Source organism: Exiguobacterium sp. EA-TM-5 (genome assembly GCF_053878415.1).
The window spans coordinates 1,609,781-1,632,166 of record NZ_CM132670.1; the positions used below are offsets into that span (position 1 = coordinate 1,609,781).

Annotated in this window: 24 protein-coding genes; 21 read left to right on the forward strand and 3 right to left on the reverse strand. The window is 48.1% G+C overall.

Going from position 1 to position 22,386, the window contains the following annotated elements:
* Positions 1 to 2: 2 nt before the first annotated feature.
* Together thiT and ACV3PA_RS08230 are read left to right on the forward strand one after the other, a co-directional pair.
* On the forward strand, positions 3 to 563 hold the full coding sequence (gene thiT / locus ACV3PA_RS08225) for an energy-coupled thiamine transporter ThiT (protein WP_053453814.1): 561 nt from the start codon (positions 3 to 5) through the stop codon (positions 561 to 563).
* Between the two features lies 1 nt (position 564).
* A complete protein-coding gene (locus ACV3PA_RS08230) occupies positions 565 to 1,167 on the forward strand; it encodes a thiamine diphosphokinase (protein ID WP_053453813.1) in 603 nt (200 codons plus the stop codon).
* A gap of 52 nt (positions 1,168 to 1,219) precedes the next feature.
* Here the strand turns inward: ACV3PA_RS08230 and ACV3PA_RS08235 are convergent, their stop codons facing one another.
* Together ACV3PA_RS08235 and rpmB are read right to left on the reverse strand one after the other, a co-directional pair.
* Entirely contained in the window at positions 1,220 to 2,623 is a 1,404-nt protein-coding gene (locus tag ACV3PA_RS08235; protein WP_053454552.1) for an amino acid permease, read from the reverse strand.
* Between the two features lie 139 nt (positions 2,624 to 2,762).
* Complete coding sequence (rpmB, locus tag ACV3PA_RS08240; protein WP_023468758.1) at positions 2,763 to 2,951, reverse strand: 50S ribosomal protein L28; 189 nt, start codon at positions 2,949 to 2,951, stop codon at positions 2,763 to 2,765.
* A gap of 283 nt (positions 2,952 to 3,234) precedes the next feature.
* Here rpmB and ACV3PA_RS08245 point away from each other — a divergent pair, with 283 nt between their 5' ends.
* The 11 genes from ACV3PA_RS08245 to rnc all read left to right on the forward strand — a co-directional run bounded on the left by ACV3PA_RS08245 (position 3,235) and on the right by rnc (position 13,423).
* Entirely contained in the window at positions 3,235 to 3,597 is a 363-nt protein-coding gene (locus ACV3PA_RS08245; RefSeq protein WP_023468757.1) for an Asp23/Gls24 family envelope stress response protein, read from the forward strand.
* A 25-nt stretch (positions 3,598 to 3,622) separates the two neighbouring features.
* Positions 3,623 to 5,296 carry a DAK2 domain-containing protein gene (locus tag ACV3PA_RS08250; protein WP_456124436.1) on the forward strand — a complete coding sequence of 558 codons (1,674 nt, stop codon included), beginning with the start codon at positions 3,623 to 3,625 and terminating at the stop codon, positions 5,294 to 5,296.
* 100 nt (positions 5,297 to 5,396) lie between these two features.
* Positions 5,397 to 6,059 (forward strand): L-serine ammonia-lyase, iron-sulfur-dependent subunit beta, encoded by a 663-nt coding sequence (sdaAB, locus tag ACV3PA_RS08255; protein WP_053453811.1) that lies wholly within the window; start codon positions 5,397 to 5,399, stop codon positions 6,057 to 6,059.
* A gap of 4 nt (positions 6,060 to 6,063) precedes the next feature.
* Positions 6,064 to 6,960 carry an L-serine ammonia-lyase, iron-sulfur-dependent, subunit alpha gene (gene sdaAA / locus ACV3PA_RS08260; RefSeq protein ID WP_053453810.1) on the forward strand — a complete coding sequence of 299 codons (897 nt, stop codon included), beginning with the start codon at positions 6,064 to 6,066 and terminating at the stop codon, positions 6,958 to 6,960.
* Positions 6,944 to 8,974, forward strand: a complete 2,031-nt coding sequence (recG, locus tag ACV3PA_RS08265; protein ID WP_456124437.1) for an ATP-dependent DNA helicase RecG — start codon at positions 6,944 to 6,946, stop codon at positions 8,972 to 8,974. Before sdaAA ends, recG begins: the two co-directional genes overlap by 17 nt.
* 85 nt (positions 8,975 to 9,059) lie before the next feature.
* Entirely contained in the window at positions 9,060 to 9,629 is a 570-nt protein-coding gene (gene fapR, locus ACV3PA_RS08270) for a transcription factor FapR (RefSeq protein WP_023468752.1), read from the forward strand.
* On the forward strand, positions 9,626 to 10,621 hold the full coding sequence (plsX, locus tag ACV3PA_RS08275) for a phosphate acyltransferase PlsX (RefSeq protein ID WP_456124438.1): 996 nt from the start codon (positions 9,626 to 9,628) through the stop codon (positions 10,619 to 10,621). Before fapR ends, plsX begins: the two co-directional genes overlap by 4 nt.
* 16 nt (positions 10,622 to 10,637) lie before the next feature.
* Positions 10,638 to 11,558 carry an ACP S-malonyltransferase gene (fabD, locus tag ACV3PA_RS08280; RefSeq protein ID WP_456124439.1) on the forward strand — a complete coding sequence of 307 codons (921 nt, stop codon included), beginning with the start codon at positions 10,638 to 10,640 and terminating at the stop codon, positions 11,556 to 11,558.
* Entirely contained in the window at positions 11,555 to 12,286 is a 732-nt protein-coding gene (gene fabG, locus ACV3PA_RS08285; RefSeq protein ID WP_035396763.1) for a 3-oxoacyl-[acyl-carrier-protein] reductase, read from the forward strand. Before fabD ends, fabG begins: the two co-directional genes overlap by 4 nt.
* Before the next feature lie 70 nt (positions 12,287 to 12,356).
* Complete coding sequence (acpP, locus tag ACV3PA_RS08290; RefSeq protein ID WP_053453806.1) at positions 12,357 to 12,596, forward strand: acyl carrier protein; 240 nt, start codon at positions 12,357 to 12,359, stop codon at positions 12,594 to 12,596.
* A gap of 56 nt (positions 12,597 to 12,652) precedes the next feature.
* On the forward strand, positions 12,653 to 13,423 hold the full coding sequence (gene rnc / locus ACV3PA_RS08295; RefSeq protein ID WP_023468747.1) for a ribonuclease III: 771 nt from the start codon (positions 12,653 to 12,655) through the stop codon (positions 13,421 to 13,423).
* A gap of 70 nt (positions 13,424 to 13,493) precedes the next feature.
* On the opposite strand, the gene ACV3PA_RS08300 is transcribed toward rnc, so the two are convergent.
* On the reverse strand, positions 13,494 to 13,694 hold the full coding sequence (locus tag ACV3PA_RS08300; protein ID WP_029342093.1) for a DUF1128 family protein: 201 nt from the start codon (positions 13,692 to 13,694) through the stop codon (positions 13,494 to 13,496).
* Between the two features lie 126 nt (positions 13,695 to 13,820).
* On the opposite strand from ACV3PA_RS08300, the gene smc reads away from it, so the two are divergent.
* The 8 genes from smc (at position 13,821) to rplS (ending at position 22,299) form a co-directional block, all read left to right on the forward strand.
* On the forward strand, positions 13,821 to 17,384 hold the full coding sequence (gene smc / locus ACV3PA_RS08305) for a chromosome segregation protein SMC (RefSeq protein ID WP_456124440.1): 3,564 nt from the start codon (positions 13,821 to 13,823) through the stop codon (positions 17,382 to 17,384).
* Positions 17,381 to 18,385 carry a signal recognition particle-docking protein FtsY gene (ftsY, locus tag ACV3PA_RS08310; protein ID WP_053453804.1) on the forward strand — a complete coding sequence of 335 codons (1,005 nt, stop codon included), beginning with the start codon at positions 17,381 to 17,383 and terminating at the stop codon, positions 18,383 to 18,385. Before smc ends, ftsY begins: the two co-directional genes overlap by 4 nt.
* 99 nt (positions 18,386 to 18,484) lie before the next feature.
* On the forward strand, positions 18,485 to 18,805 hold the full coding sequence (locus ACV3PA_RS08315) for a putative DNA-binding protein (protein ID WP_023468743.1): 321 nt from the start codon (positions 18,485 to 18,487) through the stop codon (positions 18,803 to 18,805).
* A gap of 12 nt (positions 18,806 to 18,817) precedes the next feature.
* The gene (ffh, locus tag ACV3PA_RS08320; protein WP_053453803.1) at positions 18,818 to 20,167 is read left to right on the forward strand and encodes a signal recognition particle protein; all 1,350 of its coding nucleotides are present in this window, start codon (positions 18,818 to 18,820) and stop codon (positions 20,165 to 20,167) included.
* Positions 20,168 to 20,260: 93 nt separating this feature from the next.
* Positions 20,261 to 20,536, forward strand: coding sequence for a 30S ribosomal protein S16 (gene rpsP / locus ACV3PA_RS08325; RefSeq protein WP_023468741.1), 276 nt, complete (start codon positions 20,261 to 20,263; stop codon positions 20,534 to 20,536).
* A gap of 62 nt (positions 20,537 to 20,598) precedes the next feature.
* Positions 20,599 to 21,108, forward strand: a complete 510-nt coding sequence (gene rimM, locus ACV3PA_RS08330) for a ribosome maturation factor RimM (protein ID WP_053453802.1) — start codon at positions 20,599 to 20,601, stop codon at positions 21,106 to 21,108.
* Complete coding sequence (gene trmD, locus ACV3PA_RS08335; RefSeq protein WP_053453801.1) at positions 21,105 to 21,833, forward strand: tRNA (guanosine(37)-N1)-methyltransferase TrmD; 729 nt, start codon at positions 21,105 to 21,107, stop codon at positions 21,831 to 21,833. The genes rimM and trmD overlap by 4 nt, the downstream gene beginning before the upstream one ends.
* Before the next feature lie 112 nt (positions 21,834 to 21,945).
* Complete coding sequence (gene rplS / locus ACV3PA_RS08340) at positions 21,946 to 22,299, forward strand: 50S ribosomal protein L19 (RefSeq protein ID WP_023468738.1); 354 nt, start codon at positions 21,946 to 21,948, stop codon at positions 22,297 to 22,299.
* Positions 22,300 to 22,386: the final 87 nt, after the last annotated feature.

The following is a 22,386-nucleotide window of genomic DNA, read 5'->3' on the forward strand; positions in this document are numbered from 1 at the left end:
TCATGAAACGGTTACAAATGATGATGGAAATTGCCATCTTCGCCAGTCTCGGAGTCGTCTTTGATTTATTGATTCCATTCAAAATGCCACAAGGGGGCTCAATCAGCTTAGCGATGCTTCCCATCTTCGTCATGGCGTTTCGCCATGGTGTCGTCGGAGGTGTCGTCACTGGAGCACTTGTCGGTACGATTCAATTGATGTTCGCCCCACAAGTTTTGACGGTCGTTCAACCACTACTCGATTATACGATTGCATATGGAGTCGTCGGATTAAGTGGGCTGTTTGCACGTCAAGTTAGACAAGCCGCGCGTAACGGACAGAAGAAACGCTTGATGACGTTTGTCCTACTTGCGACGCTTTTAGGAGCGGGACTTCGTTATATCTGTCATGTCATCAGCGGAATCGTCTTTTTTGCCGAGTATGCTGAGGGTCCAGTCATACCATATTCGTTGATTTATAATGCGACATACATGGTTCCGTCTTACGTTCTTTGTGGTGTCGTCGCAGGTCTTCTCTTCACGACTGCACCACGCTTACTTCGCTATTCAGCACGAGGTGTTTAATATGCGGGCGATTCTTGTCTGTGCGGGTCCGCAAGAAGAGGTACCTGACTTACGGACGTTTTGCCAGCCCGGTGATTTCATCGTTGGTGTTGATGGTGGTGTTCAAACGATTGAATCGTTTGGGTTGACATGCGATATGATGATTGGTGATTTTGATTCACTTGGCTATGTACCTGAAGATGCAATCGTCCATCCGGCAGAGAAAGATGAAACGGATCTCGAACTTTCCCTCCGTACCGTATCAGAGATGAAACGGGGTGAGGAGATCATCATCATTGGAGCGACAGGCGGACGACTCGACATGACCGTTCAAAATGTCTATTTGTTAAAACAATATCCTAAGGCACGACTCGTCACGAAACGAGAAGAGGTACGGTATTTGGCAGTGGGGACATATGCAGTTAAGGCAGGAAGCTATCATTATCTCTCATTCATTCCACTTGTGGCGTCGATCCTAAGCTTATCTGGAGTCAAATACCCACTCGATGCGCATTCGGTTCCTGTTGGAGGCTCATTGACCGTCAGCAATGAATGGAGTGCGTCAGAAGCGAAAGTAGAGCTCCATCAAGGAGAACTACTGATGATGCGAACACTTAAGGAATAGAACAAGCATATGAAAAGAGGCCGTGGATGATCCGCGGCCTCTTTTCATATCGTTATTCTTCGAGTTGAGAGGGAGCGACACGGATGTCGCTTTGTGCTGCTAGATGTTTTCCTTTGACGAAGAGATGATAGCTTCCCCACATGACGAGGAAGAATGGAACACCGATGTATAGGGCGATCCGTTGATCCGCTTGAAACGCAAGACTAACGAGGACGACGACGTTTAACGTCAATGAAATCAGCGGTAACACCGGATAAAGCGGTGTCTTGAATTTCAATTCGGATAGATCATGTCCGTTTCGTAAGAACTGCCGACGAAATGCGAGCTGAGACGCAGAGATGGAAATCCAACCGACCTGAGCACCGAGACCGGCTAAGGACAAGAGCCAGATAAAGACGGTATCCTCTGCGAAAAATGCTGTCAGTAGCGAAAGCATCGCAAACATCATTGTAAAGAGTAAGGCACGCATAGGTACACCACGTGCATTCACGTAAGATAATTTTTTTGAAATCATTCCTTCCTGCGACATTGCCCATAACATTCGCGTTGCAGCGTAAAGTCCTGAGTTTCCAACAGATAATAGTGCTGTCAAAACGACGATATTCATCAAATCAGCAGCATACGGGATACCAATCGCATCAAAGACCATGATGAACGGGCTACTGACTCCTCCAGCTGTCTCATATGGAATTAAGGCACCAACGATTGTAATTGATAAGACAAAGAAAATGAACGTACGCCAGACTGTATTCCGAATCGCTTTTGGAATCGATTTTTCAGGTGTGTCGGACTCCCCAGCCGCGACACCAATCAATTCGGTTCCTTGGAAAGCGAAGTTGACGGCAATCATCGTCGTCAAGACACCGAGGATTCCATTTGGAAACCAACCGCTTGCCGTAAAGTTCGCGAACAACGATGTTGGACGATCTGCTTCCATCGGTAACCAACCGAACCAAGCAGCGCCGCCGAGAACGATGAAGAAGAGAATCGCGAGTACCTTCAAACTTGAGAACCAGAATTCTGCTTCACCGAACGCTTTTGCTGAGACGGCATTCAGACCGAATAGTAAGACCGTAAAGACAGTACACCAGACGACGACCGGCACGTTTGGAAACCAACGATCCATCAAACTGCCAGCTGCCGTTATTTCGAGTGCAACCGTCACAGCCCAGCCGAGCCAATAAATCCAACCGACGGCAAAACCGATTCCTGGTCCGATGAAACGGGTCGTATAGGTCTGAAATGACCCTGAGACCGGCATATAGACCGCTAACTCTCCTAAACATAACATCGTCAGATACATGATGGTCCCACCCACGATGTAACTGAGGACCGCCCCGAGAGGTCCCGCTTGTGAAATCGTTAACCCTGACCCTAGAAATAAGCCTGTTCCGATGATCCCACCGAGTGAGATCATGAACAGGTGTCGACTCGTCATCTCTCGTTTGAGTTGCATGATGACTTCCCCCAATTCTGACAAAATAAAGTACCTTCCTATTGTAAGCGTTTTCAATAAAAGCGACAATTAGTTTATGAGAAAAATAAATGAGGGTATAAAAAAACCGGAGGGGAAGATTCCCATCCGGTGTTGCGCCTTATACGCGTTCGACTTTACCTGATTTAAGAGCTCGAGCTGAAACCCAAACCTTTTTCGGCTTACCGTCGACGAGGATACGTACTTTTTGTACGTTGACTCCCCAAGTACGTTTTGTTTTGTTCAATGCGTGTGAACGGTTGTTACCCGACTTTGGCGATTTCCCAGTAACGTAGCATTTACGTGCCATGCGTTCCGCCTCCTTTTATGTTGTTTTGCGTTCGTCCTAATAGACACTTTGCTATCTTAGCATGGTGTCAAGGCGGTTGCAACATAAAAAAAGTAGCTGACAAGAAAAAAACTTGACAGGCAACCTCGAAATTTAAAATAATGGATGAGGATGATGGTAAAAGTTCATTTGACCGCTACTATTTTTCACTTATTCATTGTATAGTCAGTACGGCGACTTTTCAATAGTAGGTCCTTATAGTAGAATTATGAGAAGAATACAATATTCAAAGGGGGCTACTCAGGTGGCGATCGAGATGAAAACGACCTATGGAAAGATTGATGTAGATAATGATGTCGTCGCGCAACTTGCGGGCGGCGCAGCAATGGAATGTTTTGGTGTCGTTGGTATGGCATCCCAATCTCAAATCAAGGATGGTCTTGCTGAACTCTTAAAACGTGAGAACTTTGCACGCGGTGTCATCGTTCGACAGGCTTCAGAGCAGGTCCATATCGATATGCATATCATCGTAAGTTATGGAACGAAAATCTCAGAGGTGGCGAATAACGTACAGAGTCGCGTGAAATACACGCTCAGTCAGGCACTAGGTCTTGACGTGACATCTGTGAACATCTTTGTCCAAGGAGTCCGCTTGACGAATGTCTAAGGCGGGAATAGAGGAGGAAACTTTAGTGAGTGTAGATCGTTTAACAGGAGCGCAGTTAGTCAAGATGATTCAAAATGGCGCGGCGAATCTCTATCAAAATGCAGATTTCGTCGATTCATTGAATGTCTTCCCTGTGCCAGATGGTGATACGGGAACGAACATGAATTTGACGATGACTTCAGGTGCAAAAGAAGCAGGTAAATCGACAGCGGATTCTGTATCGGAAGTCGCGAACGTATTTGCGCGTGGATTATTAATGGGTGCACGCGGAAACTCGGGCGTCATCTTGAGTCAATTGTTCCGTGGATTCTCAAAATCAATCGAAGGAAAAACGACGATTGATACGAAGGAATTCGCAGATGCGTTACAAAAAGGTGTCGACACAGCATACAAAGCGGTCATGAAGCCGGTCGAAGGAACAATCTTGACGGTTGCCCGTGAAACAGCTGTTGCGGCTATCGCACAATCTGAGACGACGACGGATTTCTTAGAGTTGATGCGTCAGCTCGTCGAAGCGTCGAAAGTATCACTCGACGGAACACCCGATCTTCTTCCAGTATTAAAAGAAGTAGGTGTCGTTGATTCAGGTGGTCAAGGTCTCGTCTGTATCTATGAAGGATTCCTTGCAACGCTTGAAGGAAAAGAACTGGATAAGCCGCATGCGCCTGTCATGGAAGCACTCGTCGAAGCAGAGCATCACAAAACGGCTCAAAGCTTCATGTCGACAGAAGAAATCCACTACGGCTACTGCACGGAGATCATGGTGCGTTTCCAGGATGACAAGCTCGCGAATGCACCGTTCAGCGAAGAAGACTTCCGAAACGAATTAGCGGAATTCGGTGATTCGTTGCTCGTCGTCGCGGATGAAGAACTCCTTAAAGTTCACGTTCACGTTGAAACACCAGGAGAAGTCATCACAAAAGGACAACGCTTTGGCGAACTCGTCGCTGTTAAAATTGAAAACATGCGTCAACAACATTCAACAATCCTTGAAGAAGAAGGCGCGAACCAAGTCACTCCAGTTGCTGCACCGAAGGCAAAAGCGAAAGCTGCCCTCGTGACAGTCGCAATGGGTGAAGGAATCAGTGAACTCTTCAAATCACTCGGTGTCAGTGTCGTCATCGAAGGCGGACAAACGATGAACCCGTCGACGGAAGATATCGTTAAGGCGATTGAGGATGCACACGCGGAACACGTTTATGTCTACCCGAACAACTCGAACATCATCATGGCCGCTGAACAAGCAGCATCTGTTGCTTCTTGCGGTGTGACGGTCGTGAAATCAAAAACAGTCCCACAAGGGTTGGCGGCAACAATCGTCTATAACCCGGAAGCGACTGTCGAAGAGAACGAAGCGCATATGGCAGATGCGATTGCAGCTGTTAAATCGGGTCAAGTCACATATGCTGTACGTGATACGAACATCGATGGTGTAGAAATCAAGAAAGACGATCATATGGCGATTGCTGAAAAACAAATCGTTGCTACGGACGGATCAAGTCTTGGTGCTGTTAAGAAACTCGTCGATACACTCGTCACGGAAGACGATGAGATCATCACGGTTCTTTACGGTGAAGGCGTCTCAACGGAAGAAGTCGAGTCACTCGTCGAATATATCGAATCGGTCAATCCGGATGCTGAAGTGGAAGTGCACGACGGCAAACAACCACTTTATTCGTACATTTTAAGCGTCGAATAAAACCATCATACTGAAAAAAGGCGACTAGCCTTTTCACGAATCCCACCATCTGCGATAATAGAGGTGGGATTTCGTTTGTTTCATAGAGAGGGGAAAAGAGATGAAATATCGTAGCGTCTTTGACATCATCGGACCAGTCATGGTTGGTCCATCAAGCTCGCATACAGCGGGAGCTGCACGGATTGGATTGATGGCGGGGAAATTGTTCGGGGAAACACCAACAGTCATCCATATCACGTTTTATGGGTCATTTGCTGATACGTATCGTGGACACGGCACGGACGTCGCGATCATTGGCGGTGTACTCGGATACGACACGTTTGACGACCGAATTCCACAATCGATCGATATCGCAAAATCAAAAGGGATCGAGATTCATTTTGAGACGAGTGAAGCATTGACGGATCATCCGAATACGGCACGTGTCCACTTGACGAATGGCATAGAAGAGTTTGAACTTGTCGGGATTTCAATTGGTGGGGGAACGATTGAGATCACAGAACTAAATGGTGTACCGCTTCGTTTGTCCGGTGGGGGACCGGCACTCGTCGTCTTACACCATGACCGGTTCGGTGCGATTGCTGCCGTGACGAGCATACTGGCTGATTACGAAATCAATATCGGTCACATGGAAGTCTCACGGCACGAAAAAGGAAAACAAGCACTTATGGCGATTGAAATTGATGACCGAATTACAGCAGAAGTGTTGGAAGAAATCGATCGGTTACCTCAAGTCGAGCGTGCCGTCATGATGGGAGAGTGAAGATATGTTTAAATCCGTAAAAGAACTCGTCGCTATCGCGACGGAACGAAACATTCCGATTTCGGAAGTCATGATCGAACAAGAGATGACGGTTCGTCATTTAGAGCGGGATGAAGTTTATGCGATGATGGAGCGAAACCTACAAGTCATGGAAGAGGCAGTTGCTCGTTCACTTGATGGAGAAGGTGTCCAGTCGGTGACTGGATTAACAGGCGGGGACGCTGTGTTGCTTCAGCGGTATCGTGCTTCAGGTAAAGGTTTGTCAGGAGACCTGCTACTTGATGCTGTCAGTAAGGCAATCGGGACGAACGAAGTCAACGCTGCCATGGGGAAAATTTGTGCGACACCAACGGCAGGGAGTGCCGGAGTAGTACCTGGTACGTTGTTTGCGGTCAAAGATCGCTTGAATCCGACGCGTGAGCAGATGTTACGTTTCTTGTTCACATCCGGGGCGTTCGGCTTCGTCGTTGCGAACAATGCGTCGATCTCCGGAGCAGCTGGTGGCTGTCAGGCAGAGGTCGGTTCAGCAACAGCGATGGCAGCAGCTGCGATCGTTGAGATGGCAGGCGGGACACCGGATCAATCGGCACACGCGTTTGCAATTGCGCTGAAGAACATGCTCGGACTCGTCTGTGATCCGGTCGCCGGACTCGTAGAAGTACCGTGCGTCAAACGAAATGCGATGGGTGGAGCGAATGCAGTCGTCGCTGCCGACATGGCACTCGCTGGAATCACGTCACGGATTCCGTGCGATGAAGTCATCTCAGCCATGCATGAAATTGGTCAGATGATGCCATCTGCGCTTCGCGAAACTGCAAAAGGTGGACTCGCAAATACGCCAACGGGTCGCTGGCTCGAAGCAAAAATCTTCGGAGAGTTATCGAATGAATCCATCACGTGACGTCAAGACATTAAAAGGTGTCGGACGGGATTTGGCGAAAAAACTAGAAGAGATGAATATTCTCACCGTTGCGGACGTGCTTGAGCACGTCCCGTTTCGTTATGACGATTTCGTGACGGGAAGTCTAACGGAAGCGATTCACGAAGATAAAGTCAAATTCACGGGACAAGTCCAGTCTGAACCACTTGTGCGCTATTACGGAAAAGGAAAAAATCGCTTGACCTTCCGCTTGCTCGTCGAAGAACGGTATAGTGTGACCGTAACGATGTTCAACCGAGCATTTTACAAAGACCAACTGCAACTCGGAGCAGAAGTGACGGTTAGTGGCAAATGGGATTTACACCGGATGACAATTTCTGCGACGGAATTGCAATTTGGAGCGATTGAGGGTGAATTGACACCGGTTTACTCGTTACGTGGCGATATGCGCATGAAGACGTTCCGTCGTGTCGTTGACTTAGCGTTTAAAGAGACGGAGACGTTAGGTGAGCGGATTCCTGACAGCATTCGCAAGACATACCGGTTGCAAGACCGGATGACGATGCTAAAGGCACTTCATTTCCCGACAAATCGAAAAGAGTTAACGGCAGCTCGTCGGAGTTATGTGTATGAGGAATGCCTTTATTTTCAGCTGAAGTTACAGGCATTACGTCTTGGACGAAGAAAAGGTCAAGGGATTGCCTTGCCTCTGCATGAAGCGGATATAGCGAATTTCATCCAGAGTCTACCGTTTCCACTGACAGGCGCGCAACAGCGCGTGACAAAAGAAATTTTAGACGACATCGGACGTGGCGAACGGATGAATCGATTGTTGCAAGGGGATGTTGGAAGCGGAAAGACTGTCATCGCAGCGATTGCACTATTTGCGACGGTTCGTGCTGGAAAACAAGGCGCTTTGATGGTACCGACAGAAATTTTAGCGGAACAGCATGCGGCGTCGCTCGCTCCATTGCTTGAACCACTTGGGATTCGCGTCGGTCTACTGACGAGTTCCGTTAAAGGAAAAGCACGCGTGCACTTACTAGAAGCGCTTGTAACGGGAGAGATTGACGTCTTAGTCGGAACACATGCATTGATTCAAGATACGGTTCAGTTCAAGGCATTACATCTCGTCATCACCGATGAACAACATCGATTCGGTGTCGAACAGCGGAAACGTCTGCGGGCAAAAGCAGAACAAGCAGATGTATTATATATGACAGCAACACCGATTCCGCGTACGCTTGCGATATCGGTTTTCGGCGATATGGATGTTTCGATCATCGATGAGATGCCGGCGGGACGAAAGGAAATCGAGACCTACTGGGCGAAACCGCAACAGATGGAGCGCGTCTTCGGGTTCGTCGAGAAAGAATTGTCGCAAGGACGACAAGCCTACGTCATCACGCCATTGATCGAGGAATCCGAATCACTTGAGGTTCAAAATGCAATTGAATTACATGCAATACTGACCGAGCGGTTCGAACCGTATCAAGTCGGTTTGATGCATGGGCGCCTGACGTCTTCCGAAAAAGATGATGTCATGCAGGCGTTCAAGGAAAACGCCGTTCAAATCCTTGTTTCGACGACAGTCGTTGAGGTCGGGGTGAACGTGCCGAACGCATCGATCATCGTCATTCATGACGCGGAACGTTTCGGACTCGCCCAACTCCACCAGTTGAGAGGGCGCGTTGGACGAGGGGACGCCCAGTCTTACTGTATTCTGATTGCTGATCCATCTTCAGACACGGGGAAGGAACGCATCAAAACGATGACGGAGACGAACGACGGCTTTAAATTAGCGGAGAAAGATTTAAAGTTGCGTGGTGCTGGTAATTTCTTCGGAACCGAACAGAGTGGGTTACCGCGATTCGTCTTGACCGATCCAGCACTCGACATTCAAGTCATGGAAACGGCACGACAGGATGCGGTCCGATTACTGCGATCGGATGCCTTTTGGCAAGCGCCAGAATATAGTATCTTACGTGAATTTATCGAACGGCAAGGGCTGCTTGAAGGAGAAAGAATCGAATAATACTTGAAAGTGAACAACAAGGGATATATACTACTGTTAGTACCAGGTAATAATAGTGGTCATCCTTCTTGTGGGAGGAACATACATGCGGGTACCTAAAAAAGAGAGACAACAAGAGTTATTACAGACAATCGAGCAAAATCCGTTCATAACGGATGAAGCGCTGGCGACACGATTTCGTGTCAGTATCCAAACGATTCGTCTGGACCGGATGGAATTAAAGATTCCGGAATTACGGGAGCGAATTAAGCACGTCGCGACCGAACGCCTGGATGATGTGCGTACGTTGACTGAAAATGAAGTCATTGGTGATATGATTGACCTGAAACTCGATACATCTGCCATCTCGATCCTTGAGATTTTGCCGGAACATGCGTTTAGTCGGAATGCGATCGCCCGCGGACATATTTTGTTCGCACAGGCGAACTCGCTTGCGATTGCGCTCATCGACGATGAACTTGCGTTGACGACACGTGCGAACGTCCAGTTCACACGTTCCGTCCATGTCGGGGAACGCGTCGTTGCCAAGGCATTCGTCAGTTCGCATCGTCAAGATGGACGTTCTGACATCACGGTAGAGAGTTATGTCGGTGAAGAATGTGTCTTCATTGGTGAATTTACGGTGTATCGAAGTAGTAAGGAGGAATCAAAATGATTTTAGCAGTTGACGCTATGGGGGGCGACCACGCACCTCGTGCCATCGTAGAAGGGGTCGTTGCCTACTTGGCAGAACGTCCAAACGAAAACATCGATATCCGATTAGTCGGAGATGAGTTGAAGTTACGCTCATACAAAATCGAGGATCCGCGCGTGACGATTGTCCACGCGGCATCCGTCATCACCGGAGAAGATGAACCGGTACGTGCGATTCGCCGCAAGAAAGATAGCTCACTCGTTGTGGCTGCAAACCTGGTGAAATCGGGAGAGGCAGATGCCTTGATTTCAGCAGGCAACACGGGAGCGCTCATGACTGCCGGATTGTTCGTCATCGGTCGTATCGAAGGAGTTGACCGTCCTGCACTGGCCCCGACCTTCCCGACACGTAATGGGAAAGGTGTCGTCATCTTAGATGTTGGCGCCAACCCGGATGCGAAGGCAGAGCATTTGCTCGATTATGCCATCATGGGTTCTGTCTACGCAGAACAAGTTCGCGGCATCACGCGTCCGAAAGTCGGACTCCTCAATATCGGATCAGAAGCCGGTAAAGGGAATGCACTGACGAAGGAAACGTATCCGTTACTTGAGACAGCCCCGATTCATTTCGTTGGGAACGTCGAGGCGAGAGAAGCGATGAGCGGTGACGTCGATGTCATCGTCACGGAAGGTTTTGCCGGTAATACGTTACTTAAAAGTACTGAAGGTGCAGCAAGCATGATCATGGGCGTGATGAAGGAACAATTCATGAGCTCATGGACATCAAAGCTCGCCGCTCTCGTACTAAAACCGAAGTTGAAAAAAATGAAGCAGTTGCTCGCCTATGAAGAATATGGCGGAGCTGGATTATTTGGGATTGCGGCTCCGGTCATCAAGGCACATGGTTCAAGTAATGCCTATGCGTTTAGCCGGGCGCTTGCTCAGGCGGAAAAGATGGTCGAACAAGAAGTCGTTTCCAAAATCGTTCAGGCGAAAGCAACTGAAGCACGTTAAGAAGGAGTGAGACGAGATGGGGAAAACAGTTTGGATGTTTCCGGGACAAGGATCACAAACCCCTGGAATGGGACAGACGCTCATCACGCAAGAAGAGACACGCCAATCACTCGCTGACCTCGGAACGCGAATTGGTCTGGATCTGACGACGCTGATGACGACAGGAACGAAGGACGAATTGAAAGCGACAGATATCGCTCAACCAGCCATCGTCGCACATAGTGCGCTACTCGCACAGCAGTATGCATCACAAGGACATACACCTGATTTCGTACTCGGACATAGTGTCGGAGAGTACAGCGCGCTAGTCGCAGCTTCTGTCATCACACCGTCTGAAGCCGTCTATCTCGTCCGCGAACGCGGAAAACTCATGAATCAAGTCACAGGTGGGACGATGGCGGCGGTCATCGGCATGAATGATGTCGAAGCAGCGCATCACGCGGTCGAATCAATTGCGGCAACGGGAGAAATCGTTCAAATCGCTAACTACAACTGTCCTGGACAATTCGTCATCTCAGGACAAATCGCAGCGGTTGAATCTGCCACAGCGAAGTTAAAAGAACTTGGGGCAAAACGTGTGTTACCACTCGATGTTTCGGGTGCGTTCCACTCGTCGCTCATGACACCATTCGCACCACGATTCGAAGACATTCTCGTCTCGTCACCGTTTGAAGCGGCGAAGACGAAGTTCATCTCGAACGTCGACAGTGCGTTCCACGATCAACCTGATGAATTGATTCGTTTGCTCGTTCAGCAGTTGTACTCACCTGTTCGATTCGAATCATGTGTCGAGCGTCTGATCGAAGAAGGTGCTGATACATTCATCGAGTTTGGTCCGTCGTCTCCGCTTAGCGGTCTCGTGAAAAGAATCAAAAAAGATGCGAAAATCATCAGCATCACGACACTTGAGCAATTGGAAGCGGAGGGAATTCGTTGAGTAAAGTAGCACTCGTCACGGGCGCATCGCGTGGAATCGGCGCTGCCATCGCTAAGCGATTGGCAACAGACGGTTTCCGTGTCGTCGTCAACTATGCAGGAAGTACGGACAAGGCGGAAGCTGTCGTCCGTGAGATCAAAGAAGCAGGCGGTGAAGCACTCGCGATTCAAGCGAATGTGGCTGAAGCAGATGCTGTTAAGCAAATGATCAAACAGACAATTGATACGTTCGGTCAACTGGATTGTGTCGTCAACAATGCCGGAATTACGCGTGATGGCTTATTGATGCGCATGAAGGAAGCGGATTTTGATGCTGTCATCGATACGAACCTCAAAGGGGCGTTCCTTGTCACACAAGCGGCGACGCGTCCGTTGTTAAAAACAAGCGGTCGTATCATCAATATCGCGTCGGTCGTCGGGATTTCCGGCAATCCGGGACAAGCCAACTATGTCGCAGCGAAAGCGGGACTGATCGGGCTGACGAAATCCGTCGCACGGGAACTCGCTAGTAAAGGCGTCACAGTCAATGCGATCTGTCCGGGATTCATCGAAACGGACATGACGGATGAATTGACGGAAGAACAGCGGAACCTGTCACTTGGGCAAATTCCGTTGAAACGCTTCGGTCAAACAGACGATATCGCATCACTCGTCAGTTTCATCGCTTCAGATGAAGCCCGTTACATCACCGGTCAAACACTTGCCGTTGATGGCGGCATGACGATGTAACAGAAGTAACGGTAGTACTTTGCCAAATCGGCAATCATCTTATATACTCAACTCATGGAGGGATTTTAAAATGACAAAAGAACAAATCTTAGTAGACGTACAAGAAGCAATCGCAGAAAAATTAGGAAAAGAACAAAGTGAAATCACACTCGATAAATCGTTCAAAGACGACCTCGGTGCTGACTCTCTAGAAGTTATGGAACTCGTCATGGACTTAGAAGACAAGTTCGAAATCACGATCGAAGATGAGCAAGCAGAAAACTTGAAGACTGTCGGCGATGTCGTTAGCTACATCGAAACACAAGTCTGATCATTGAAGCTGACCCACCGCAGTTTGCGGTGGGCTTTAGCTGTTTAGGAGGAACTATGACGAATCAAAAAGGACGTCGCGTCCGAAAAGGACCCTATGTAAAACGGCGTAAAGATGCGCGAACGCTCGCTCAAATCGAGCAGAAATTCGAAGCGTTACAAGAGCGTCTTAACATCACGTTTTCTAATGTCGAGCTATTAAAACAAGCCTTCACACACTCTTCGTTCGTCAATGAACAACGCGAGTCTGAAGGAGATAACGAACGCCTTGAATTTTTAGGGGATGCGGTCCTAGAATTGACGGTATCACGCTATCTATTCGAACACTACCCGGAACGTTCCGAGGGGGAATTAACGAAATTGCGAGCGGCGATCGTCTGCGAACCGTCACTCGTTCAATTTGCGAATCACTATCAGTTTTCCGATATGATTCTGTTAGGTAAGGGGGAAGAACTGACCGGTGGTCGGAATCGTCCAGCCTTGCTTGCGGATGTCTTCGAATCCTTCATTGGAGCCTTGTATCTCGATCAAGGTATCGAAGCAGCCGAACGATTCCTCGCCGAAGCGGTTTTTCCGAAAGTGGCGACAGGCTTCTTCGAAGAGCAGACGGATTTTAAGAGTCAATTACAAGAAGCCATTCAACGTGTCGGTCTAGGTGTCATTGAGTATGAAATCATCGAAGAACGTGGTCCAGCGCATAGTCGGGAGTTCATCTCACGTGTCCAAGTTGCTGATGAACTCGAAGGTATCGGGACAGGGCGGTCGAAAAAAGAGGCAGAACAACAAGCAGCAAAACAAGCTTTACTTGAATTAAAGAAACAGTTTTAAGCAACAAAAAGCCGATCATCTCTCACGCGCTTGAGAGATGATCGGCTTTTATCGTGTGGTGCTTACTCGATTAAACGGTCTTAAGGGATTTCAACTCGTCGACGATTGCGTCGACTTCTGCGAGTGATAGCGAGTCTCGCATCATGACGAACTCATAAATCTCTTTTAAGTCTTCGTTTTTTGAGCCATCGAACTGGTCTGCTTTAATGACCCCTTTGTTGATGATGTTCAATTTATCTAAGATCGCTTCAATCATTTGTTCAATCGTCATCGTGTTATTCGCTCCTCTTCTTCTTGTTTCGCGTGATACTACCTTAAAACCTATCATGTTGCTAGCGTTTCGGCTATGGTAAACTGAAAGAAATTCAAAAGAAATTTAAACATACGGGTGATCAAGATGTACTTAAAACGAATTGAAATCAATGGCTTCAAATCTTTTGCTAGTCGAACTGAACTAGAATTCCTTCCAGGCGTCACGGCAGTCGTTGGACCGAACGGAAGTGGAAAATCAAATATATCGGATGCTGTTCGCTGGGTACTCGGGGAACAATCGGCGAAATCGCTACGTGGAGCAAAAATGGAAGATGTCATTTTTGCTGGTAGTCTGTCCGAACATCGGAAACAATTTGCTGAGGTGACGCTCGTCTTAGACAATGAGTCGGGAACGGTCGCGTTACCTTATCAAGAGATCAGCGTCACGCGGCGTGTCAGTCGCAATGGAGATAGCGATTATTTTTTAAATAAAAAACCGTGTCGTCTGAAGGACGTTCTCGACCTATTCATGGACACAGGTCTGTCCCGTGACGCGTTTGCGATCATCGGACAAGGACGAGTCGAACAAGTCATCTCAGGGAAACCAGAAGAACGTCGTGCTGTCATTGAGGAAGCGGCAGGCGTTTTGAAATATCGTCACCGGAAGAAACAAGCAGAACGAAAACTAAGTGATACGGAAACGAATCTATCGCGTGTCGATGATATTTTATATGAGCTTGGTGGTCGAATCGAGCCGTTACGCGAACAAGCGGCACTTGCAAAAGAGTATCTCGTCGCTCGCGAACGTCATGACGAATTAGAGAGAGGTATTCTCGCACAAGAGATCACGACGTATCAGACGGAACTCGAAACATTGGCGCGTGATATCGAACAATGTGAAGAACGACTTACGTCTCAAAAGACAACCTATGAAGAGACCGTCGTGTCCCGGGAAAAACAAGAATCGGAGCTTGAAGAAGAACGACAACAAGAAAACGCATTACAGGAGCAACTCCGATATGTTTCGACGCGACTCGTTGAGATCCAAGGCGCCCTTAACCTAGCGAAAGAGCGTGAGAAGCACGGCACCGAGACGAAGGAGCGACTTGAGCAAGAAGTCGCCGTCGTCGAAGAACGTGTCAAGGAACTGGAACTTGAACTAACCGCTTTGCAAGAACGCCAAGCAGAGGTCGATCAGGAAGTGACACGCATCACGGCTGAGCGAGAACGTGCTGATCAAGCGCTGACACAAACAGATCGTGACTTTGATAAAGAAGCCGAAGTGTTACGTTCGGAAGCTTTTGAAGTGGCAAGCCGGTTGGCTGCGACGAATAATGCTTTCAATCGAGCGAAGCAAGATCTCGTACAGGCGGAAGAACAGCAACGCTCCTTTACGGCAGATAGTGGTTCGAAGCAGTCAATTCGTCGCCAGCTAGAAGAAGACGTCGCTCGACTCGAAGCGGACGTTGCTTCGATTCGGACGAAGCTAGATCAAGCAACCGAGGAAGAGACAGCGGCACTTACGGCGAGAAACGAACAACAACACGTCTTACGTCAAGTCGAACAATCCGTTGCTGATTTAGAGCGCCGTCGCCATAAGACGGAAGACCGGATTGAATTCCTCGAATCCGTCAAAGCGGATTATAGTGGTTACTTCGGTGCGGTTAAGACGATCTTGAAACAACGGGATCATCATCCGGGAATCCACGGTGCGGTCGCAGAATTGATTTCGGTACCGGCGCGCTTTGAAGCAGCAATCGAGACAGCGCTCGGTGGAGCGATGCAGAATATCGTCGTCGATACCGATGCGACCGGTCGCCGTTTGATTCAAGAACTCAGACGATTAAATGCTGGACGAGCAACATTCATGCCGCTCGCATCGCTACAAGCACGTGAAGTCAACCGTTCGGTACAAGAACAAGTCGGCGGGATGTCTGGATTCGTCGGGATCGCGAGTGATCTCGTGACGACAGACGAGACGTTGACAAAGTTAAAAATGAACTTACTCGGGACGACACTTGTCGTCGAGTCGCTTGAACAGGCGAACCAAATTGCCCGTTCGACAGGTCATCGTTATCGTCTCGTCACGCTTGAAGGTGACGTTGTCAACGTCGGTGGAACGATGACCGGCGGAAGTCGTAAAAAAGGTACACCATTGTTCAGTCAATCGCGTGAGCTCGAAGAGTTAAAAGAGGGATTGACACGTGGGCAAGCTGTCATTCGGGAGCAGATACGCCGCTTAGAAGATCTTCGAGAGGTAATTCAGACGCTCGATGCTACTGCGCGAGCGCGCACGGAAACGATCCAAGCATTACAAGGACAATTGGAACAATCGCGCGATACGTTAGCGGATGCAAATCGTCATCTCGCTGTCACGAAGTCTGAATTATCGGTTGAAGATCGACAAATGGCACGCGTGCTTGAACAAGAACAGGAAGCACGCCGGATCATCGAGACGTCCGAAGTCGAGATTGCGAAATGGACAGCGCGTCAAACAGAGCTCAGACAAGCCCTTGATCGTCTTAAAGATGCTCAAGCCCGTGGTGCCGTCACGATGGACGAACTGAAGAAGGAACAGGCTGAGGCGGTTCTCGAAGAGCGGACGATTCAAATGAAACAAGCGCAGCTTACTCAAGATATCGAACGTCTGACGGAACAGGTGAGTCACGCGAAACTCGAACGAGGACATAAACGACGTGACTTACGTCATGTTCTCGAAGGGTTCGATGAAGCGAAAATCGATGCTCTACACGCAGAACAGCGTGAACAGGAGCAAAAACAACAACAAGTCGAAGCTGATCTCGTCGCAATCGGACAACGGATTCAAATAAAAGCGGAATCTCTGCGATTGATCCGGATTCGCGAAGCGAAAACGAAGGACGACCAACAAACGACGAAACAGACGCTTGAGCAACTGCGTCTTTCGCAAGGGAAAACGAGTACACGTCTTGAAACAAGACAAGAAATGCTCGATGAGATGGGGTTACTGCTCGAGTTGATTGCACCGCTCGATCTATCATATGAAGAAGCGAAAGAAGAAATTCATCTGCTTAAACGCCAACTCGAAGAGATCGGCATCGTCAACATCGGTGCGATTGAGGAATTCGCGGAAGTCGATGAACGGTTTACGTTCCTGTCGGCGCAACGAGATGACCTTGTCGCTGCTAAAACGGATCTCTATGGCGTCATCGAAGAGATGGACCGAGAAGTCATTCGGTTGTTCCGTCAAACGTATGATGCTGTCCGTGAGCATTTCCGGGAAACATTCCGCGAGTTGTTCGGTGGCGGAGAAGCCGATCTAGTCCTCGTTGATCCGAGTGACCTGTTGACGAGTGGAATTGATATCGTTGCGAAGCCACCCGGTAAAAAGCTACAGAATCTGTCGCTCTTGTCAGGTGGAGAACGTGCCTTGACGGCAATCGCTTTATTATTTGCGATTTTAAAGACACGTCCGGTACCATTCTGCGTTCTCGATGAGGTCGAAGCGGCGCTTGACGAAGCGAACGTCGCTCGATTTGGAGAGTTCGTCCATCAATTGGCGCGCGATACACAGTTCGTCATCATCACCCATCGTAAAGGGACGATGGAGGCGGCAGACGTTCTATATGGCGTCACGATGCAGCAAAACGGGATATCTGAAGTGTTATCCGTTAAACTAGAAGAGGCACGACGTACATTAAGTGAAGAACCAAAGGAGATTAAACAATGAGTTTCTTTAAAAAACTGAAAGACCGCTTGACGACTTCGACCCAAGAAGTCACGACGAAATTCACGGAAGGTTTGACAAAGACACGTGACGGACTAGCGAGTGCCGTCAATGATCTCGTCTACCGCTTCCGCGAAGTCGATGAAGATTTCTTTGAAGAGTTAGAAGAAGTCTTAATCCAAGCCGACGTCGGTGTAACGACGACGATGGATTTAGTCGAGGAGTTAAAAACAGAAGTCAAACGCCGTAACGTCAAAGATCCAAAACAAGTCCGAGACGTCCTCGTCGAAGTCGTCGCGAACATGTTAGTCGAAGAGGAAGAGACAGCACTCGATCTCGATCATGAGCTGAACGTCATTCTTTTCGTTGGTGTCAACGGTGTCGGGAAGACGACGACAATCGGGAAACTTGCGAATCGATTAAAACAAGAAGGTAAGAGTGTCATGTTAGCGGCAGGAGATACGTTCCGTGCGGGTGCGATTGATCAACTGCAGGTCTGGGGCGAACGCTCTGGTGTACCGGTCATCCGTCAAGGGGAAGGATCAGACCCAGCTGCTGTCGTCTACGACGCCGTTCAAGCAGCGAAAGCACGTAAAGTCGACGTCTTGATTTGTGATACAGCAGGACGCCTTCAAAATAAGGTCAATTTGATGAACGAGCTTGAAAAAGTCAAACGCGTCATCGAACGTGAAATTCCAGGAGCGCCACATGAAGTGATACTGGCACTTGACGCGACGACAGGACAAAATGCGATGGTGCAAGCAAAAGCCTTTAAACAAGCGACGAACGTCAGTGGGATCGTCTTGACGAAGCTTGACGGAACAGCAAAAGGTGGGATTGTTCTTGCCATCAAGAACGAGCTGAATCTACCGGTCAAGTTCGTCGGTCTCGGTGAAAAAATCGATGATTTACAACCATTTGATGCAGAACAATTCGTATATGGACTGTTTGGTGATGTCTTTGAAGAAAGAGAAAACGTCGACACGGAAGAAAGCGCAGAATAAGCGACGTTTCATGTAAAGAAAAAAACTTGACAACACACTGTGAGGGCTGTACTATACTATCTGTAAAGGAATTTCACTTAACATTGCGGAGGTGCTCGGATGACACTTGATAAAACGAACCGGATGAACTATCTGATTGACTTTTATCAGGAGCTTTTGACACCAAAACAACGGAACTATATGTCACTCTATTACTTAGATGACTTTTCCTTAGGTGAGATCGCCGATGAGTTTGAAGTCAGCCGACAAGCAGTCTACGACAACATAAAACGCACGGAAGCCATGCTTGAGCAATATGAGGAACGATTATCGCTGTTTAAGAAACATGAGCGGCGAAAACAGTTACTCGATCAGCTAAAGCAATGCGACCTTCCGGGTGAAGCCCTAGTGATCATTGAGACATTGGAGCAATTAGAGTAGGAGGCATTCTTAATGGCATTCGAAGGATTATCGGAACGGCTTCAAGCCAGTCTCGCTAAAATGCGAGGTAAAGGTAAGATTTCTGAAGCAGACGTCAAAGAGATGATGCGCGAAGTTCGCTTAGCGCTACTCGAAGCCGACGTCAACTTCAAGGTCGTCAAACAATTCGTAAATGATGTAAAGGAACGTGCTGTCGGACAGGATGTCATGACGTCTTTGACGCCAGGACAACAAGTCGTTAAGATCGTCCATGACGAATTGACGAATCTGATGGGTACGGAAGTATCACCATTGACGCTTGCGAACCGTCCTCCGACCGTCATTATGATGACAGGTCTGCAAGGGGCAGGTAAAACAACGACAACTGGTAAACTAGCCAATCATTTACGTAAAAAACATAATCGTAGTCCTTTGCTTGTTGCAGCGGATATTTATCGTCCGGCAGCAATCAAACAATTAGAGACACTCGGAAAACAATTGGAGTTACCGGTCTTCTCAATGGGAGATCAGGTCAGTCCGCAAGAAATCGTTACCGGTGCACTCGATTATGCAAAAGAGCATCATCACGATATCGTGTTGATCGATACGGCAGGTCGCCTACATGTCGACGAGGAACTGATGCAGGAACTCGTTGATGTTAAGGAAATCGCCAAACCGCATGAAATCTTCCTTGTCGTCGATTCGATGACGGGTCAGGATGCCGTCAACGTCGCAGAGAGTTTCAACGAGAAACTTGGCGTGACGGGGGTCGTTCTGACGAAGCTCGACGGAGATACGCGAGGTGGTGCAGCACTCTCCATCAAGGCAGTCACCGGAGCACCGATTAAATTCGTCGGTCTTGGAGAGAAGCTCGATGCCATCGAACCATTCTATCCCGAGCGGATGGCGTCTCGGATTTTAGGCATGGGAGACATGCTGACGCTGATTGAAAAAGCAGAGTCACAAATGGACGCTACGCGTGCCAAAGAGTTAGAAAGCAAAATGCGCGATGCATCGTTTACATTCGATGATTTCATCGAGCAGTTGCAGCAGGTCAAACAGATGGGTCCACTCGACGAACTGTTGGGAATGATCCCTGGGGCAGGAAAAGGGAAGATGAAGGGGTTGAAAAACGCCCAAATCGATGAGAAGCAACTCGTGTATGTCGAAGCGATTATCCAATCGATGACGAAGCGAGAGCGGACTGAACCCGAAATCTTGAATGCGAGTCGCCGGAAGCGGATTGCCCGTGGTAGTGGACGTAGTATTCAAGAAGTCAACCGTCTCATTAAACAGTTTGAAGACATGCGGAAAATGATGAAACAATTTTCCGGACAGATGGGCAAAGGGAAAAAGAAAGGCTTTGGCCTTCCATTCTTTTAAAAGTCTTTTCTCTTTTGCTGTAACGTTGTATACTAATGAAGTTGTCAATTTGACTAAACGAAAAAATTATTTATTATTTGGAGGGACTTACGAATGGCAGTTAAAATTCGTCTTAAGCGCATGGGCGCAAAAAAATCACCTTTCTACCGTGTGGTAGTAGCAGACTCACGTGCACCACGTGATGGTCGTTTCATCGAGCAAATCGGATACTACAATCCAGTTGCTAAACCAGAAGCAGAAGTTAAAATCAACGAAGAGCTAGCTCTTAAATGGCTCTCTGAAGGTGCTAAACCTTCGGACACAGTTCGTAACCTCTTCTCACAAGCTGGTATCATGGAGAAATTCCACAACGCGAAACTCGCGAAGTAAGACGTTAGGAGGTGAGCGAAAGCTTACCTCCTTTTTTTAATTCAAGAAAGGAAGTGAAACGAATGGAATGGTTGGAAATTGCAAAAATCGCCAACACGCACGGTCTAAAAGGGGAATTAAAGCTACTAGCAAGCACGGATTTCCCGGAAGAACGCTTTAAGGTCGGGAAAGAAGTCTTTCTTGGCTCTGAAGGCACATATACGCCGGTGACGATCAGTGGTTACCGGAAACATAAACAATTCATTATGGTGACGCTCAAAGGAATGCATCATATCAATGACGTCGAGAAGTACAAAGGATTGAAACTCTATGTCCACGCAGAAGACTTGCAGGACTTAGACGAACATGAATTTTACTATCACGAAATCATCGGCTGCACGGTCTACGACGGTGAGACGAAAATCGGTGTCGTATCCGACATTCTCGAGACGGGTGCAAATGATGTCTGGACGATCAAACGGGACGGAAAGAAAGATGTCTTGATTCCCTATATCGAACAAGTCGTCGCTTCCGTTGACGTGGAGCAAAAACGCATCCAAATCACACCGCTTCCAGGATTGATCGAGGAATGAACATTCGTGTGTTGACGCTGTTTCCAGAGATGTTTTCAGCGCTCGATCATTCGATTGTCAAGCGAGCACAGGACGAGGAACGCGTCATGCTTGAAACGATTAATTTTCGTGACTTCTCGACGAATCGTCATGGCAAGGTCGATGATTATCCATATGGTGGCGGAGCGGGGATGCTGTTGACACCGCAACCCGTTTTTGATGCGATCGCGAGTCTACCGGAACGGAAGCGACGAATTATCGTCATGACACCGACAGGAAAACGATTTTCGCAACGGATGGCAGAAGAGTGGGCAAAAGAAGAAGAACTGGTCTTTTTATGCGGTCACTATGAAGGGTTTGATCAACGAATCCATGATCAGCTTGTGACGGATGAGGTTTCGCTCGGAGACTTCGTCTTAACAGGGGGAGAACTTGCTGCGATGACGATGATCGATGCCGTCGTTCGTCTCTTACCAGACGTGCTCGGTGCGTCCGCGAGTCACGAAGATGATTCGTTCTCGACGGGTCTTCTCGAGTATCCACATTATACACGTCCAGCTGAATATGCTGGACACCGGGTACCAGACGTCTTGTTATCAGGCAATCATGCGCGCATTGCACAGTGGCGACGTGAACAGTCGCTGAAACGGACATATGAGCGTCGCCCCGATCTTCTCGTTGATGCACCGTTAACAGAAGAAGACCAGCGTTATTTAGACTCGATTTCAGGATTGTCAAACGACTGAATCTATGATAAGTTAAAACATGTGGCAAAAGCCACCCATTAACGATGTTCCGCTGTCGGATGCTTGAAGCAAATGAAGATAAGAACATTGGTGAAAAAAGGAGAAATCATTCATGAACACACAACAATTGTTCCGTGAACTTACACAAGAACAAATCAAGTCAGACGTCCCTGCGTTCCGTCCTGGGGATACAGTCCGTGTACACGTTAAAGTCGTCGAGGGTACGCGTGAGCGGATCCAGCTTTTCGAAGGCGTAGTCATCAAACGTCACGGTGGCGGCATCAGTGAAACATTCACAGTCCGTAAAATTTCTTACGGAGTTGGCGTTGAGCGTGCTTTCCCGCTCCACTCACCACGTGTTGCACAAATCGAAGTCGTTCGCTACGGTAAAGTCCGTCGTGCGAAACTTTACTACCTCCGTAACCTTCGTGGTAAAGCGGCGCGTATTAAAGAAATTCGTCGTTAATCATGTGAAAAAGTGGCTTGTCTCCGGACAAGCTTCTTTTTTTTGCAGTTTATGCGTATACTAGTCCTTAGGAAGAAATTGCGTTAA

Bases quoted from the DNA above. Each gene is read 5' to 3' on its own strand.
- sdaAB (WP_053453811.1), top strand. From the start codon at position 5,397: ATGAAATATCGTAGCGTCTTTGACATCATCGGACCAGTCATGGTTGGT.
- fapR (WP_023468752.1), top strand. From the start codon at position 9,060: ATGCGGGTACCTAAAAAAGAGAGACAACAAGAGTTATTACAGACAATC.
- ACV3PA_RS08235 (WP_053454552.1), bottom strand. From the start codon at position 2,623: ATGCAACTCAAACGAGAGATGACGAGTCGACACCTGTTCATGATCTCA.
- ffh (WP_053453803.1), top strand. From the start codon at position 18,818: ATGGCATTCGAAGGATTATCGGAACGGCTTCAAGCCAGTCTCGCTAAA.
- fabD (WP_456124439.1), top strand. From the start codon at position 10,638: ATGGGGAAAACAGTTTGGATGTTTCCGGGACAAGGATCACAAACCCCT.
- acpP (WP_053453806.1), top strand. From the start codon at position 12,357: ATGACAAAAGAACAAATCTTAGTAGACGTACAAGAAGCAATCGCAGAA.
- plsX (WP_456124438.1), top strand. From the start codon at position 9,626: ATGATTTTAGCAGTTGACGCTATGGGGGGCGACCACGCACCTCGTGCC.
- trmD (WP_053453801.1), top strand. From the start codon at position 21,105: ATGAACATTCGTGTGTTGACGCTGTTTCCAGAGATGTTTTCAGCGCTC.
- smc (WP_456124440.1), top strand. From the start codon at position 13,821: ATGTACTTAAAACGAATTGAAATCAATGGCTTCAAATCTTTTGCTAGT.
- rpsP (WP_023468741.1), top strand. From the start codon at position 20,261: ATGGCAGTTAAAATTCGTCTTAAGCGCATGGGCGCAAAAAAATCACCT.
- ftsY (WP_053453804.1), top strand. From the start codon at position 17,381: ATGAGTTTCTTTAAAAAACTGAAAGACCGCTTGACGACTTCGACCCAA.
- ACV3PA_RS08315 (WP_023468743.1), top strand. From the start codon at position 18,485: ATGACACTTGATAAAACGAACCGGATGAACTATCTGATTGACTTTTAT.
- ACV3PA_RS08300 (WP_029342093.1), bottom strand. From the start codon at position 13,694: ATGACGATTGAACAAATGATTGAAGCGATCTTAGATAAATTGAACATC.
- ACV3PA_RS08230 (WP_053453813.1), top strand. From the start codon at position 565: ATGCGGGCGATTCTTGTCTGTGCGGGTCCGCAAGAAGAGGTACCTGAC.
- recG (WP_456124437.1), top strand. From the start codon at position 6,944: ATGAATCCATCACGTGACGTCAAGACATTAAAAGGTGTCGGACGGGAT.
- rplS (WP_023468738.1), top strand. From the start codon at position 21,946: ATGAACACACAACAATTGTTCCGTGAACTTACACAAGAACAAATCAAG.
- rnc (WP_023468747.1), top strand. From the start codon at position 12,653: ATGACGAATCAAAAAGGACGTCGCGTCCGAAAAGGACCCTATGTAAAA.
- rpmB (WP_023468758.1), bottom strand. From the start codon at position 2,951: ATGGCACGTAAATGCTACGTTACTGGGAAATCGCCAAAGTCGGGTAAC.
- thiT (WP_053453814.1), top strand. From the start codon at position 3: ATGAAACGGTTACAAATGATGATGGAAATTGCCATCTTCGCCAGTCTC.
- rimM (WP_053453802.1), top strand. From the start codon at position 20,599: ATGGAATGGTTGGAAATTGCAAAAATCGCCAACACGCACGGTCTAAAA.
- sdaAA (WP_053453810.1), top strand. From the start codon at position 6,064: ATGTTTAAATCCGTAAAAGAACTCGTCGCTATCGCGACGGAACGAAAC.